General features: G+C 50.7%; 15 protein-coding genes. 2 read left to right on the top strand and 13 right to left on the bottom strand.

Going from position 1 to position 14256, the window contains the following annotated elements:
- The 3 genes from ACLTD4_RS16045 to ACLTD4_RS16035 all read right to left on the bottom strand — a co-directional run.
- A partial coding sequence (locus tag ACLTD4_RS16045) for a hypothetical protein (RefSeq protein ID WP_412331415.1) occupies nt 1-636 on the bottom strand: 636 nt, incomplete at its 3' end.
- 32 nt (nt 637-668) lie between these two features.
- Nucleotides 669-1058 (bottom strand): iron chaperone, encoded by a 390-nt coding sequence (locus ACLTD4_RS16040; protein WP_002604984.1) that lies wholly within the window; start codon nt 1056-1058, stop codon nt 669-671.
- Nucleotides 1051-1689, bottom strand: coding sequence for a hypothetical protein (locus ACLTD4_RS16035; RefSeq protein WP_002604985.1), 639 nt, complete (start codon nt 1687-1689; stop codon nt 1051-1053). The genes ACLTD4_RS16040 and ACLTD4_RS16035 overlap by 8 nt, the downstream gene beginning before the upstream one ends.
- Before the next feature lie 408 nt (nt 1690-2097).
- On the opposite strand from ACLTD4_RS16035, the gene ACLTD4_RS16030 reads away from it, so the two are divergent.
- Nucleotides 2098-2706 carry a type 1 glutamine amidotransferase family protein gene (locus ACLTD4_RS16030; RefSeq protein WP_117621988.1) on the top strand — a complete coding sequence of 203 codons (609 nt, stop codon included), beginning with the start codon at nt 2098-2100 and terminating at the stop codon, nt 2704-2706.
- Nucleotides 2696-3259, top strand: a complete 564-nt coding sequence (locus ACLTD4_RS16025; protein ID WP_117621987.1) for a hypothetical protein — start codon at nt 2696-2698, stop codon at nt 3257-3259. The genes ACLTD4_RS16030 and ACLTD4_RS16025 overlap by 11 nt, the downstream gene beginning before the upstream one ends.
- Before the next feature lie 116 nt (nt 3260-3375).
- Here ACLTD4_RS16025 and ACLTD4_RS16020 read toward each other — a convergent pair whose 3' ends face one another.
- From ACLTD4_RS16020 to ACLTD4_RS15975, 10 genes are all read right to left on the bottom strand, one after another.
- Nucleotides 3376-5118 carry an ABC transporter ATP-binding protein gene (locus ACLTD4_RS16020; RefSeq protein ID WP_117621986.1) on the bottom strand — a complete coding sequence of 581 codons (1743 nt, stop codon included), beginning with the start codon at nt 5116-5118 and terminating at the stop codon, nt 3376-3378.
- Complete coding sequence (locus ACLTD4_RS16015; protein WP_117621985.1) at nt 5115-6929, bottom strand: ABC transporter ATP-binding protein; 1815 nt, start codon at nt 6927-6929, stop codon at nt 5115-5117. The genes ACLTD4_RS16020 and ACLTD4_RS16015 overlap by 4 nt, the downstream gene beginning before the upstream one ends.
- A 195-nt stretch (nt 6930-7124) precedes the next feature.
- Nucleotides 7125-7748, bottom strand: a complete 624-nt coding sequence (locus tag ACLTD4_RS16010) for a TetR/AcrR family transcriptional regulator (protein WP_002604990.1) — start codon at nt 7746-7748, stop codon at nt 7125-7127.
- 175 nt (nt 7749-7923) lie between these two features.
- Nucleotides 7924-8775, bottom strand: a complete 852-nt coding sequence (locus ACLTD4_RS16005) for a sugar phosphate isomerase/epimerase family protein (protein ID WP_117621984.1) — start codon at nt 8773-8775, stop codon at nt 7924-7926.
- Between the two features lie 10 nt (nt 8776-8785).
- A complete protein-coding gene (araD, locus tag ACLTD4_RS16000; protein WP_055653225.1) occupies nt 8786-9484 on the bottom strand; it encodes an L-ribulose-5-phosphate 4-epimerase AraD in 699 nt (232 codons plus the stop codon).
- Nucleotides 9485-9496: 12 nt separating this feature from the next.
- On the bottom strand, nt 9497-10567 hold the full coding sequence (gene ulaG, locus ACLTD4_RS15995; protein WP_117621983.1) for an L-ascorbate 6-phosphate lactonase: 1071 nt from the start codon (nt 10565-10567) through the stop codon (nt 9497-9499).
- A 16-nt stretch (nt 10568-10583) separates the two neighbouring features.
- Nucleotides 10584-11630, bottom strand: coding sequence for a hypothetical protein (locus tag ACLTD4_RS15990; protein ID WP_055653223.1), 1047 nt, complete (start codon nt 11628-11630; stop codon nt 10584-10586).
- 20 nt (nt 11631-11650) lie between these two features.
- On the bottom strand, nt 11651-12586 hold the full coding sequence (locus ACLTD4_RS15985) for a transketolase family protein (RefSeq protein WP_055653222.1): 936 nt from the start codon (nt 12584-12586) through the stop codon (nt 11651-11653).
- A 1-nt stretch (nt 12587) separates the two neighbouring features.
- Nucleotides 12588-13406: a transketolase gene (locus ACLTD4_RS15980; protein WP_117621982.1), complete on the bottom strand. Its 819-nt coding sequence runs from the start codon at nt 13404-13406 to the stop codon at nt 12588-12590.
- 12 nt (nt 13407-13418) lie between these two features.
- Nucleotides 13419-14246: a carbohydrate ABC transporter permease gene (locus tag ACLTD4_RS15975; RefSeq protein ID WP_055653220.1), complete on the bottom strand. Its 828-nt coding sequence runs from the start codon at nt 14244-14246 to the stop codon at nt 13419-13421.
- Between the last annotated feature and the right edge of the window lie 10 nt (nt 14247-14256).

The following is a 14256-nucleotide window of genomic DNA, read 5'->3' as shown; positions in this document are numbered from 1 at the left end:
TGGCTCCACAAATAAATTGTCCAGCGTCAGGCCATTTAAAACGATTCCGCTATATGAAAGGAGGCAGCACAAATACTCCAGCCGGCTGATCACCCAGGCCGTATGGCGGTCCAGCAGAATGCCTAACAGCCGTAATGGATAGACGCCCGGCTTCTTTTCTATGGCCACCATGCGGCCTCCGTCTTCCAGGCGGCAGTGGGTCACCACCTGCGGAATATAATTTTTCAGCTCCTGCTCCATCTCCCGGTTCGGATACTTCACCTCCGAAACCATCTTGATATAACGGTCCGCATAGGCTTCATACTGTTTATCAAACGTGTAAATCACATTCTTCTTCGCCACATACACGGTACAGAAATCGGCCTTCATCTTCCAGAGGCAGCGGATAGCAATAATCTCCCCATCCTCCCTGACCAGCTCCTCGTCCGTGGCCTCCACCCAGAAGCCTTCCTCCGTCTTTCCCGCGTCCGTGTCTTTATTCAAAAGAGCCGCAAACATGGTCTGAAACTGTTCGAACAGTTTTCTGTCCTGATCGTATACTGTGGATTTCGTCCCACAGTAAGGACAGACAGCCAGGCTGCTGTCTTTATCAATTGTGAGCGTTCCGCCGCACATCTTACATTTTAACAGTGCCATCCGCATCGTTCCTTTCCCGCCGGCAGCGGCTTTTATTTATTGGTATCCTGGCTCTCGGTCTCCTTCTCACGGATCCGGAACAGAATCATTTCTTTCATCAGATCCAGCGGCAGTTCCTTATTATGGGGGAACTGCACCGTATTCTTCTCATTTGTCTTATAACCGGACAGCGCCTCTTTCCAATGCTCCAGCGTGGCCGGGGTGGTGTAGAAGCCCAGATGCTTCTTATACGCGGCAAACTGTAAGAGATATCCGTTTAAGTAGTACGTTGGGGCGCCCCACGCCAGCTTCTCGCTGCATCCGGCGGCAGTCTCCAGGACAAGGGATCGGACCGCCTCCAGCCGCTCCCGCACCGGAGCCTCAAAACCGGCGATATAATCATCGACTTCCTGGCAGCGTTCCTGATTCTTTTGATCAGCCATGGCACGTGTCTCCTTCCGCCTTCTGCTTCTCTGTTTTCTCGATCAGCCGCCTGGTTCCCTCCTCCGTATAGGAAAGAAGCTGTCCGAACTTCCTGGCAGTCTCATAGCTTTGCTGTCTTGTGTAAGTGCCGTTTTCCATAAGCCGCTTCTGCTCTTCTTTCAGACCCAGATACGATTCCAGCACCTCGTCCGCGCTGTAAAACAGATAGTTATACGTCCCCCGGTTCAGCTCCTCAGGAAATAAGTCCGTCAGAAACGCTTCATCCTCCGGATAGAACCGTATCCCGTAAGAATCACAGATCCGTTTCACCTCCGGCAGAAATAAATCCCGTTCCTCCTTTGTGGCACAGGGGTGGCTCATGGCCAGCTTTTTTACTCCCGCCGCCACCATCTCGCAGAAACTGTCCATCGCGCCCAGATGATAGGAATACCGGTCGATCTCGCGGCGCGGCTCCTCTTCCTCCTGATAAAGCTCGTATTCTTCCCGGTCGAGCGACAGCGGAATTCCGGATTTGCTGGTCACGTTGACCCCTCCGTACCAGGTGCTGTCTACCGTAAAAATATCGCCCGGCTGGTATTCCAGGGAAAAATCGTTGTTTTTCTTTATGATTCTGATTTTCTGATTCTCCATATGATCGTCTCCCGTCTTTGCAATAGTCACTTTGCTTGTGTTATTAATCATTCTACCATTAAATACTGTTTTTTTACAGATATTTCCTGATAAAACGCGGGTAGTTGTGTGGGGCGGATCACTTATATGCAAAATTCATATTTCCGGAAACCAAAAAGGAACCATAAAATCCTTTTTCCAGCCGGAAAGGCCAATGAAATCAGCATTTCTGCCATGTGAGAAACCGTCCTGCAAAGGATAAAATGGTGCCCAAGCGAACAAACCGAGTTATGAGCTGTAGCATGAAGTAATAAAACAAACTGAGCTGTTTGACATTTCCATGCGGTCATATTAAAATGAAAAAAGATTATGGGTTTGTACGCGTTAGGCGGATAAGGCGCATTACCTGTGTTAATGAGAGGAAATTTAATGAATAAGAAAAATGAAATATTGTTACTGCTGACCGATAGATGGTGCGATTGGGAGGCGAGCTACGCGATAGCTGTTGCCAACGTGTTTTCAGATTATGTTGTAAAAACGATAGCTCTTAATACTAGTCCTAAAGTTTCTATGGGCAACCTGTGTGTAAACATTGATTACAGCATAGATGATTATTTGAATTTTTCCAATACTGCAATTATTATTTTACCTGGTGGTCTTTCTTGGGAAGAAAATGACTACGATAAAATTGCGGAGTTTATCAGAAGAATTTCAAATGCCAGCGTTCCTGTAGCCGCTATTTGCGGTGCAACAACATTTTTATGCAGGCATGGTTTTCTGAATGATATAAAACATACAGGTGATAGCTTGGAACTGTTTCAAAGTCAATGCGGGTATTGTGGACAGGCACTCTATGTTCCTGCTCAGGTAGTGGTGGATGGTGGTTTTATTACTGCAAATGAAACGGCGGCGGTTGAATTTGCTTATGAAATTTTCAAAATACTAAAAGTGGATAGCGACGTTGAAATGGCAAAGTGGTATGATAATTTCAAATATGGCGCGATAAGGCAGGTATGTTTGCCGTCTTATGACACCTGAAACAGCTATGAAACAGGAGGTTGATTTTATATTAAATACAGTGGGTAAGTTGTTTTGTGATATAGATTATTTTGCTGAATATGCCTCAAAAGTAGCTATAGAAAATTATAAAGACAGCATACGCAGCAATCGTGTATATTCCTGCGATGCCAGAGAAGAAGGGGCCTATTTTTGTGCAATTCCAAAATATTTGTGCAATTCCCTGGAAATGGCAGTTTCTGCCCTTTTTATCTATTCATTATATGATCATGAAGAATGGCCGAAAACAGAAAAACCGTGGAAGGATAATTTTAATACTGGTGAATGGAAGCAACACTTAAAAAACGATTGGATACCAGAATACTTTTCGTGTCGAGGTACTTCAAGTATCAAATATATACAGGCGGATACCATAGAAGGATTCGATATTAAGAATAAAATACTTGATCTTGCAGTTGCGTCACGTATTCTTTCTATCATTCGATACGGTGATATTCATGCCTGGAACGCTTTCGATTATCTGATTGAAACGGAAGATGACTATATTCTTTTTGAATCATGGACAACAGCGTAATACGTAAAACAGACCTTTTACGTATTACGCCTTATTGGTAAAAGACGTGCCCATTATTACTTATTGTATCATCAGGCGCCGTTGTTCGGTAATGACGCTCTCACACCTTTCATAATTTACAAACTCCAGGACAAACTTCTATTCTGAAGCTCCGTCATATGACGGTAAATCCCATTATTCTCAAGCAGCTTTTCCGGCGTTCCCTGTTCCGCCACGCATCCGTCCTTGAGTACGACGATCTGATCGGCGCCCGCTACAGTCCGCATCCGGTGGGCGATAATCAGCACGGTCTTATCCTTCACCAGATTGGAGATGGCCTCCTGGACCAGCGTCTCATTTTCCACGTCCAGGGATGCCGTGGCCTCATCCATGAGTATGATTGGTGCATCCTTTAAAAGAGCCCTTGCGATGGACAGCCGCTGCCGTTCGCCTCCTGAAAGGGTGGAGCCATTTTCCCCGATCCGTGTCTGATAGCCCTCGGGAAGACGGCTAATAAATTCTTCACACTGGGCTGCCCTGGCTGCCGCCAGTACCTCTTCATCGGAGGCGCCCTTTCTGCCCAGACGGATATTTTCCATAATCGTATTGTTGAACAGAACCACGTCCTGGAATACGATGGCGAAGCTCTTCAGCAGCGTCTCCGGCTCTATTTTGCTGATATCACAGCCGCCAATGGTGATCGTTCCCTTATCGATATCCCAGAACCGCGCGGCCAGCTTTGCGCTGGTGGATTTGCCGCCTCCGGACGGGCCTACGAGAGCCGTAACCTGCCCCTGTCTCGCGGTAAAGGACACCTCCCGCAGGACCGGTTCCCCTTCCTTATAGGAAAATCCCACCCGGTCAAACACGATATCATAGCCACGATAGGCGGCGTCCTCTCTCCCCTGCTGTATCTTCTGTTCCTCGATGGACTTCATCCGCTCTACCACAAGCAGCGTGGAATACACGGCAGACAGATTCTGAAGGCAGCCGCTCAGCGGCTGGTACAGCCTGGTCGCAGCCAGCATGAACATCAGAAAGATCATAAAGCTTATAGAGCCAGAAACGAGAAGGGACGCTCCCACCAGAACCGTGGTTGCCATGCCGATCTTTAAGATCATCTGAGCCGAGGTCACCAGCGTGCCGTTTAACAGCTCCAGTTTAACCGTAATGGATTCCACGTCCATGATTTTCTGGTCCAGCTTCTCCAGATAATCCGCACTCTGGTTATTGGCCCGGATATCCTGAATATTCTCGATGCATTCCTGAATGCCATCGGAGGCTGCGATCTTTTTCCCCTTCTGTCTCCGCTCCATCCGGTCCACAAGCGGTCTGGTCAGGGCAGCCAGCAGAAATGATACAGGTGCCACCCACAAGACCGCAATTCCCATCCTCCAGTTTGCGGCAAGAAGTCCGACCCCGATCAGCACCGTGGAAATCAAAGCCCCCATCAGTTCCGGTATAAAATGAGAAAATGCTTTCTCCACAAATGCACAGTCCGCCATAATGGTAGTCGTCAAATCGGCCAGATCTCTTTTACCGAAAAATGACAGCGGCAGCTTACGAAGCCGTTCCGCCAGCCTGATTCTCATATTGGCGCTCTCCTGATAGGAGGAGAGAAATGTGGCGTTGTACTGCAGATGCTCAAAGAAGCCAATCACCGCCAGCAGAACCACACTGATTCCCACATATCCGCCGATTCCCATATCCGGGGCTTCCAGGCCGACGAGAGGGCCGGTCAGCCGCTCCATAAAGAGGAACAGGATTCCCATCGGAAACATCAGGCTGAAATTCGTCAGGGCACAGCAAAAGATTGCCTTTGTCAGATCTTTTCCTCCCTGCCCGCTCAATGCAAATTTTTTCTGAAGATATTTACTCATGCCTTTCCACCTACCTTCCATTCTACCGACCTCTGGTAATCCTCCCACATCCTGGCGTACAGTCCGCCGGATGCGAGAAGCGCGTTATGGCTTCCCTCTTCCGCAATGCGTCCCTTCTCCATCACAAAGATGCGGTCCGCACGGCAGACGGTGGACAGCCTGTGGGCGATCATGATAACCGTCTTGCCTTCTACCAGTTTCTCAAATCCCTGCTGAATCAGGTACTCATTGTCAGGATCTGCAAATGCGGTTGCCTCATCCAACAGAACGATGGGGGCATCCTTTAAGATAGCTCTTGCCAGGGCGATCCGCTGGACCTCACCTCCCGATAAATAGACTCCCTTTGTGCCGACGACGGTATGGAGGCCCTGCGGCATTTTCTCAATGATATCTTCGCACCGTGCGGCTTCCAGAGCCCGCCTCACCTCGGCCTCCGCAGCCTGGGGCCTGGCCGCCCGTATGTTATTCAGAAGGGTATCCTTAAATAAGTGGCAGTCCTGGAATACAAAGCTGACCATTTTCATCAGCTCCTCCGTACCGATCTCACGCACATCGGCACCTCCTATGGTGATGCTTCCGCCATTGACATCAAAAAACCGGGGAATCAGGCTTACCAATGTGGTCTTGCCGCTGCCGGAAGCGCCCACCACGGCCGCGGTAGCCCCCTGCGGAACCGTGAGGGAGGCTTTATCCAGAGCTGCAATTCCTCCCTTCCGGTAAGAAAATGTCACATCCTGAAACTGAATCGTATAATCCTTTGGCTTCTTCGGTGCGGGCGGCTCGGAAAGCGGCTCTTCCTTCAGAATTTTTAAGACGCGGTTCATGGCGTCTTTGGCTGCCATGGTATTTTCACTGGTCCACATGATCTTATCCATCATTGCCACACAGATCGGGCTGAATAAAATATAAAAGATAATGTCCAGCGCCGCAGCCGTATAGGAGGCTCCTCTGGAAATATCACCGGCCAGCAGAATTCCGGCGGGAATCAGTATGGCAAAAATCCCGTTGATGCTGACTGTATAGGCACACATGGGAATGCGCAGGGAGATGGTATAATTCACCGCCCAGTCCCGATACCGGAGGATCGAATCGTGAAAGCTCTTAAACGAAAATATACTCTGCTGAAACGTCTTAACCACCGGAATTCCCCGGACATACTCCACCGCTTCGTTATTCATATCTTCCAGGGCGTTCTGATACTGCCGCATACACTCCGCCATCCCGGTTCCCATCATGCGGCTTAAGAAAAATACGCCCACGCCCATTGGAACCAGGCTAATCAGGCCGAATCTCCAGTCAAAGACCAGAAGAAGCACAAGAACGGCGACAGGCGTCACAATAGCCCCTGCCAGATCCGGAAGCTGATGGGCCAGATACGTCTCCGTCTGGCCGGCGCCATCGTCGATTATCCGCCGCAGCTTTCCGCTCCCCTCCTGCTTGAAATACCCGATAGGCAGCCTTGTCAGGTGGTGAAGCGCCGCGGTCTTCATATTTCTGGCTGTGCGGAAGGCCGATAAATGAGTGCACATGAGCGCTCCATAATAAAACAGCATGCTGATCAGAGACGACGCCACCGCCAGCCAGCCCCAATGAACCAGACTCCGGCCGTCCAGACCGGTATTCCAGGTCAGAACCACCTCTTTCACTACATTCCACATGCACAGATAGGGCGCCAGCGCAATTACGGAACTGATTCCCGATAAGACACAGCCGGTCCCCGTGAGGAACCGGTACTTTCCGGCAAAGGTCATCAGCGTAACTTTCTTTGTCTCCGGAAGCCGTGTCATGATTTTCCTGTTACTGCTTTCCATTTTTCATCCTCCTTTTTGTTGAATTGTAACTCGCATCGTAATTCGCATTGTAACCCGCATCGTAATTCGCATTGTAACCCGCATTGTAACTCGCATTGTCCACCGCGGTTCGGTTAGTTTTAACTAACTCAGTAGCGCAATACGCTCCCATTTACAGGTACTATTGCATCTGACCTATCTGTCCGCCATTCCTGACTATGAAGGCAGATTCAAAATCTTTTTCCACCCCGCATGCTGGAAACGGCTTAAGATGAGGGAGCAGGACATCGCCTCTTCCCGCGGGATATCGTGGTCTACAAACTCCTGAATCTGCCGAAAGAAGGTACTGCACACGATATGGATCAACGCATCTCCCAGTTTGGGGACCGGATAACCCATCTGCTCTACCGCCGCCACAAAATCATGGCATGACTGCTCCTCCACCTCGGCCAGCCGGTCAAAAAATCGTTCTCCGCAGCCGGGAGCACCGCAGCACAGAAGCAGCTTAAACGCCTCGAAATGGTCATAGACGTAATTCACCAGCCATGGAACACACTCCTCCGTCACAACATTCAACATATCCGGCTGCTCCTCGGGCGGAAGCGACGCGAAATCGCTGTGCACCTTTGTATACAGTTCCACCAGTTCCTCCGCCGCATCTTCCGTCAGCGCCGCAAACAGCGCATCCTTTCCTGCAAAATAGCCATAGATTGCGCCGGTGGTAACCGAGGCTTCTTTTGCAATCCGCCTTAACGATGCCTTCTCGTATCCGTATTCCATAAATTCTTTCCTGCTGGCCTCCAGAATCGCCGCAGCCGTATCTCTGTTTTGGGTACCCATTTATTACCTCAATTCTGCTCTGGTTCGAGCATTTTTATAACAGTGTTATATAACACCGTTATGATACGACAAAAAAAGGAACCAGTCAATACAGCTTACTGATCCCTTTTTCTCATTTTCTCAATAACAGACATTTTTTTATATAAATGTCCGCCGGACAGCCATTCTCCCGCTTTCAGACGCTGCCATAAGGAACGAAGAGTTTATTTGTTTTACAGGACGAGCTTTCCTGAGAACCAAAAAACTTCGCCCCCATCCGGGCGCACTCGCTTCCAGAAGGCAGGGGCAGAGCCTCCAGACAGAGGTATCCGCTGTAATCCAGCTTTTCCAGCGTTCGATACAGCTCTGCCATATTCAAATGCCCCATTCCCGGAGCCAGCCGGTTGGAATCCACAAAATGGATATGTTTTGTATAGGGAGCACACCGCCGGAAGCATTCCGCCAGATCCACGTCCTCAATGTTCATATGAAATGTATCCAGCATCAAATACAGCGGAAGCCCGCTCTTTTCAATAAAATCAAGGGCTTCCATGCTGGAATTTAAATGATCCGATTCATAACGGTTGATCGGCTCCAGTATCAGCGGAACCTCCAGCGGCAAAGATATCTTAAGCAGTTCCTCAAAGCTTCCGGCCAGACGTTTAAAAAACTCCTTCCGGCCAGCACCTGCTCCGGCTCTGCCGCGCACCAGTCCAAGGGAGACCATGCCGGAGGCTTCCGAGGCAAAACGGATCATATCACCGATCCGTTCTACCGCATACTTACGCATCTCAGGATCTTTGTCCCCCAGAGATAACCCCTGTTTGGCCAGCAGCGCCGGCATGACCGCTCCAACCCCAAGACCGTGCTTCCTTAACTTTCCCAGTGCCGCCCGGTTTTCCGGGAGAAACGGATCGTCCACAAATAAATCCACGCCGGTATAGCCAAACTCTCTTATCTCCGCCAGCGTTTTTTCATCAGTTCCATAGTAGAGTGCAGGCATTCCCTTCCAGCCTGCAAACAGTGAAAGTGCTGCCGATTTTTCCATAGGCTCCTCCTCACCGGTTCTGATAAAAATAAGCTTCCGGTCCGAATTTTCTCATATAGTGTTTCTCCGCCATATATTCCGGAAGAACCGGAGCCTTTCCGCCATTGATATCTGCGGACAGCTTCGCCATTCTGGCCAGTTCTTCCAGAATTACACTGTGTTCCACCGCCTCCTCAGGGCTCCTTCCCCAGGTAAATGGACCGTGTCCCGGAGCCAGCACCGCGCACATAGAAGCCGGATCAATGGCCTCAAACCGTTCCACGATCACACGGCCCAAATTCCGCTCATAGTCATGCTCCACTTCTTCCCTGGACAGCTGCCGGACACACGGAATCGGCCCGTAAAAATGGTCTGCATGAGTCGTTCCCATCACGGGGATATCCACGCCGGCCTGGGCCCAGGCCGTGGCCCATGTGGAGTGGGTATGGGCGATCCCGCCCGCGTTCGGGAACTTTTTATATAGTTCCAGATGGATATCTAAATCCACGGAAGGAAGCAGGCTTCCTTCCACCAGATTTCCGTCCAGATCCGTCACCGCCATATCGTCTGCCGTCAGAAGGTCATACTCAATTCCCTTCGGCTTGATAACCACCAGTCCGTTCCCGCGGTCAATCGCACTGACATTTCCCCACGTATAGATCACGAGCCCTCTCCGTACCAGTTCCAGATTACAGTCATACACCTGTTTTTTCAGTTCAGCTAAGTTCATACCCACCTCACACTATAAAAATGATTTAAACGGGATATTCGGTTCATCAGCCATGGCATCGCCGAATCCCCGCGGATACATATAGCGGGTACGGTCCCTGTCCTGGGGATACGTGTACTTTCCACCCACCTGCCATATGTAGGGATGGAACTCATACCCGAGACGTTCCTTTTTAAAGTTGTACAGCAGCTCGATTTCAGCCGGATCGGCCAGCATATTACACCAGATATCGTAGTGGAACGGAATCAGAACCTTTGTCCGTAAGTTCTCAGCCATTCTCAGGCAGTCGGCAGAAGTCATCTTATCCGTACAGCCCGGCGGATTCTCACCGAAGCTTGCCAGCGCCACATCGATGTCATAATCATTTCCGTGCTTCCGGTAATAATTGGAGAAATGGGAGTCTCCGCTGTGGTAAATCGTTCCTCCCGGCGTTTTGATCACGTAGTTTACGGCTCTGACATCCATGTCATCAGGCATTCTGCCTCTGATATCGCCCAGCGGCGGGTCTGTAATCAAGGCTGTCCGGTCAAAGGAGTCCACCGCGGTGATTTCCAGGTCCTTGATCTTTATGGTGTCCCCCGGCTTCACTACACGGATCCGCTCCTCCGGCACGCCCCAGCTCCGCCAGATATTTGCGCTGTATTCCGGTCCGATGAAGGGCACAGCCTTTGTATTCCTGCATACGGCCGCGGCTACATACTGATCAATATGGTCTCTGTGAAAATGTGTGGAGAGTACCGCGTCAATCTCGTGAATCTCAAAAGGATTCATAACCATCGGCACTACTCTGGTATTGGGCTGTATCTCACGGCTTCCGGTAATCCGCGTCATCTGGAAATCCCTTCCCTGTCCGTACGGATAAGGCCAGTTCCTGGTCTTTTTCCCTGTATTCAGCCACAAATCAATACAGATATTGGCACCTCCCGGCGTCTTTACCCACAGTCCGGTGCATCCCAGCCACCACATACAAAAATGATTGTCCGGCACAACGGTCTGTTCAATCTCTTCATTTAACCAGGTTCCCCATTCCGGGAAAACGTCTTTTGCCCACGTCTCCCATGTTATATCTTTAATATCCGGCATATTATGTCAACCTCCTTTATTTTTCTGCTGTTACTGTATATAATACGGCCTGTCCTCTCTCCCGGTCTGCGCTTAAAATTTCCGCCCCATTCTCATTGGGGCAGACACAGATCTGGCTCGGTCCGCCGTTTCCGATCGTAAGCCTGGCAGGATTTCTGCTGTCTTCTGTGAAATCAAACAGAGTAAGCTCCATCCCCTCTCTTCTGTGGCCGGTGATAAGGCATCTCTTTCCCGCGATTTCTCCGCACCAGAGCGCATGTCCGAATGTGACAGGCGTACTCCATACGGTCTGAAAGCCGCCTTCTGTCCATTTATTTACAGTCACCAGATTTCCATGAAATCCTTCTATGATCACAAGCTCATCCTGACCATCACCATCCAGGTCGCAGCACGCCACATCGCTGGCCTCCCTGCTTAAAAGCTTCTCGGTTTCCCATTTATCTTCTTTTCCAGCCGGCGGATATAATGCAAATACACCCTCCGAAGCCGCGATCAGTACTGCCTCCCTCCCACGAAATGAGGTCTGGCAGAATCCGTGATTCTTTGTCAGCCCCGTCAGAACAGGCTCCAGAGACACCGGCTCTGCCCTGTGATTCCCTGCTGTCTCCGCATAGGCTCCTGCATAGACTGCCCCCGGTTTGCTCCAGTCATCTTTATTCTCTTTCCCGCCGCATAAAGTGGCCGCCAGCAGGACCCTTCCCCACGAAAGATTCAGAAGCTCAAACCGGTGGAGATAGGGAATCTTCTGCACTGGTTCTGTCACATATCCATTTTCTTCCTTATGAGATCTTACAATTACCGATTCCGCCGCGTCAAATACCGGCCAGAAGCCCTGCGTCGCCAGAAGCTCCCCTTCCTTCCCGGTGGGACACAGTGTCATCGTGCCTCCCGGAAAACTCCATCGTTCGCTTACCCTGCCGTCCTCCAGATCGATTTGGACACATCGGCCCTCCCGGCCCTCCGAAGCCGCATAACACGTCTTAAAATGGCCCTGATCCACCACTCCGGCGATTGCATAGAGTTTGTCAAATTCAGCCAAAACCCTTTTTGTCACAGAAAACATACGACTTCCTCCCTGTTCTTTTATTTCATCAATCCCTTTACCCGCTCTACAACAGCCGCTGGGGTCAAATGGTAATACTCCAGCAGTTCCTCCGGTGATCCCGACTGGCCGAAGGTATCTTCCATTCCAACGAATCCCATTGGCACCGGGCAATGCTGTGCAAGCGTCACTGCGACTGCGGACCCCAGTCCGCCGCGTATTACGCCCTCCTCAATGACCACCGCCCTGCCGGTTCTGGATGCTGATTCCACAAGCAGCGCTTCATCAAGCGGTTTTATCGTCGGCAAGTGCAGCACTTCCGCCTCAATTCCCCCGGCTGCCAAATCGTCTGCTGCCTGCATGGCTGCAGCAAGTAAGGAACCAGTCACCACCAGAGTCACATCACGCCCGTTTCTCATGACAATGCCTTTACCGATCCTGAATTCATAGGACGATCTGTCAAATAAAACCGGCTGCGGCTGTCTTCCAAACCGGATATAGACAGGTCCGTCATAGAGTGCCATCGCCTTTACCGCCGCCTCCATCTCAACCGCATCGCCTGGATACAGCACCACCATATTGGGAATTGCTGCCATGATGGCCAGATCCTCCACCGCCTGATGGGTGGCCCCATCCCAGCCCACTGCAATTCCTCCGTGACTGCCGCAGATTTTCACATTCAGTTTGGGATACGCCACCGAATTGCGTATCTGTTCAAAGGCCCTGCCCGCGGCAAATACCGCAAAGGTACACGCAAATGGTATTTTCCCCGCAGCCGCCAGCCCCGCGGCCGTGTCGATCAAGTCTCCTTCCGCGATGCCCACATTGAAAAAACGTTCCGGAAAGGCTTTCTGGAATACAGAGCTCATGGTAGCCTTTGATAAATCCGCATCCAGAACAACAATGTCACGATTTTCTGCTCCGCACGCCGCCAATGCTCTGCCAAAGGCTTCCCTCGTCGCAATCATTTCCCCCATATTAATTTCCCTCCAGTTCTAAGAGTGCGCGTTCGGCCTGTTCCGGCGTCGGCGCACATCCATGCCAGGCGGCCTGATTCTCCATAAAGGAGACGCCCTTTCCCTTAATGGTATTTAAGATGATGCAGACCGGAGTTCCCCTGCTGCGTTTCGCCTCCAAAATTCCACCGAGAACCGCCTCCATGCTGTGCCCATCCACCGTGATCGTCCTCCAGCCAAACGCCTGGAATTTTGCCGCCAAATTCCGGTTTCCGATGACTTCCTCTATGGAGCCGTCTATCTGCAGATGATTGTAGTCTACAAATGCGATGACATGGTCCAGTCTATAATGGGATGCAGTCATGGCCGCCTCCCATACCTGCCCTTCCTCCGTCTCCCCATCTCCCATGAGACAGTAGGTGTAGAACTCTTTTTTATCCAGTCTTGCCCCCAGGGCGATTCCATTTGCAATGGAAAGTCCCTGTCCCAGCGATCCGGTGGACACATCGACACCCGGTGTCTTCTCCGCACAGGGATGCCCCTGAAGTATGGAACCAAGCGAACGGAGCGTGTCCATTTCCTTTACAGGGAAATACCCGCGCAGCGCCAATGCCGCGTACAGTGCCGGACAAGAATGTCCCTTGGACAGGACGAATCTGTCCCGCTCCTCCCAAAGAGGCTCCTCCGGCCTGATGTTCATCACTTCAAAATACAGAGCCGCCAATAAGTCCGCGCAAGATAACGCGCCACCCGGATGGCCGCTTCCCGCCCTGCTGACCGATGTAATAACCAGTTTTCTGATCTCTCCTGCCTTCTCCTCAAGCTGTCTGATATCGCTCATACTCATCCCCCTCTATCCTTTTACTGCTCCCGCCGTCATACCGGTTATGAGATTCTTCGAACACGCAAAGGTCACGATAAATGCCGGAATCGCTATAATGGTCGCCATTGCCATAATCTGTCCCCAATTGATTCCAAGGTCGCTGATCATCAGTGATACTGCGGCCGGAAGTGTCCTCGTGCTGCGGTTGCTTAAAATAATTGCCAGAAGGAATTCATTCCACGCCGTCCGGAACGTAAAGACGCTGGTCACGGAGATTCCCGGCTTAATAAGCGGAACCACAATCCCCCAAAGAATTCTCATATAGCTGCATCCGTCAATCGCGGCCGCTTCCTCCAGTTCAAAGGGTATCTCTTTAATAAATATAGAAAGCATCCAGACATTTAACGGGATCGTCAGCCCTAAATATGCCAGGACCAGTCCACTAAGGCCTCCGGTCAGTCCGAATTTGGTCCACAGTACATACATCGGCACCGCGACCACTACCGGCGGCACCATACGAATCAGCACCGTACCCATGGAAAGGAGGCCGGCCCCCCGAAAGTTAAATCTGGCCAGCGCATATCCCGACATGATGCACACCAGAATACTGACTGCCGTTGTGACAAGGGAGATGACGAGGCTGTTATAAAGGTACCGCGTAAAATTCAGTTCTGTCAGCACCGCGTGATAGTTAAAAAGCGCGGGGGCCGGCAGGAATTCCGGCGGCATATCAAATGCCTGGCTGCTGGTCTTAAAAGATGTGATTACCATAATATAGACAGGAAACAGAACCACTATGGCAATCAGAAGAACTACCAGCAGACGCAGCATAGTCCATAATGCAGAACGTGTCTTCATAATCGCTCTC

The organism is Hungatella sp., from assembly GCF_046966825.1.
This window is presented reverse-complemented; position numbering and strand designations above follow the sequence as displayed.

Excerpts from the sequence above, each read along its gene's own strand:
- ACLTD4_RS16040 (WP_002604984.1), bottom strand. The coding sequence starts at position 1,058 with ATGGCTGATCAAAAGAATCAGGAACGCTGCCAGGAAGTCGATGATTAT.
- ACLTD4_RS16035 (WP_002604985.1), bottom strand. The coding sequence starts at position 1,689 with ATGGAGAATCAGAAAATCAGAATCATAAAGAAAAACAACGATTTTTCC.
- ACLTD4_RS16030 (WP_117621988.1), top strand. The coding sequence starts at position 2,098 with ATGAATAAGAAAAATGAAATATTGTTACTGCTGACCGATAGATGGTGC.
- ACLTD4_RS16025 (WP_117621987.1), top strand. The coding sequence starts at position 2,696 with ATGACACCTGAAACAGCTATGAAACAGGAGGTTGATTTTATATTAAAT.
- ACLTD4_RS16020 (WP_117621986.1), bottom strand. The coding sequence starts at position 5,118 with ATGAGTAAATATCTTCAGAAAAAATTTGCATTGAGCGGGCAGGGAGGA.
- ACLTD4_RS16015 (WP_117621985.1), bottom strand. The coding sequence starts at position 6,929 with ATGGAAAGCAGTAACAGGAAAATCATGACACGGCTTCCGGAGACAAAG.
- ACLTD4_RS16010 (WP_002604990.1), bottom strand. The coding sequence starts at position 7,748 with ATGGGTACCCAAAACAGAGATACGGCTGCGGCGATTCTGGAGGCCAGC.
- ACLTD4_RS16005 (WP_117621984.1), bottom strand. The coding sequence starts at position 8,775 with ATGGAAAAATCGGCAGCACTTTCACTGTTTGCAGGCTGGAAGGGAATG.
- araD (WP_055653225.1), bottom strand. The coding sequence starts at position 9,484 with ATGAACTTAGCTGAACTGAAAAAACAGGTGTATGACTGTAATCTGGAA.
- ulaG (WP_117621983.1), bottom strand. The coding sequence starts at position 10,567 with ATGCCGGATATTAAAGATATAACATGGGAGACGTGGGCAAAAGACGTT.
- ACLTD4_RS15990 (WP_055653223.1), bottom strand. The coding sequence starts at position 11,630 with ATGTTTTCTGTGACAAAAAGGGTTTTGGCTGAATTTGACAAACTCTAT.
- ACLTD4_RS15985 (WP_055653222.1), bottom strand. The coding sequence starts at position 12,586 with ATGGGGGAAATGATTGCGACGAGGGAAGCCTTTGGCAGAGCATTGGCG.
- ACLTD4_RS15980 (WP_117621982.1), bottom strand. The coding sequence starts at position 13,406 with ATGAGCGATATCAGACAGCTTGAGGAGAAGGCAGGAGAGATCAGAAAA.
- ACLTD4_RS15975 (WP_055653220.1), bottom strand. The coding sequence starts at position 14,246 with ATGAAGACACGTTCTGCATTATGGACTATGCTGCGTCTGCTGGTAGTT.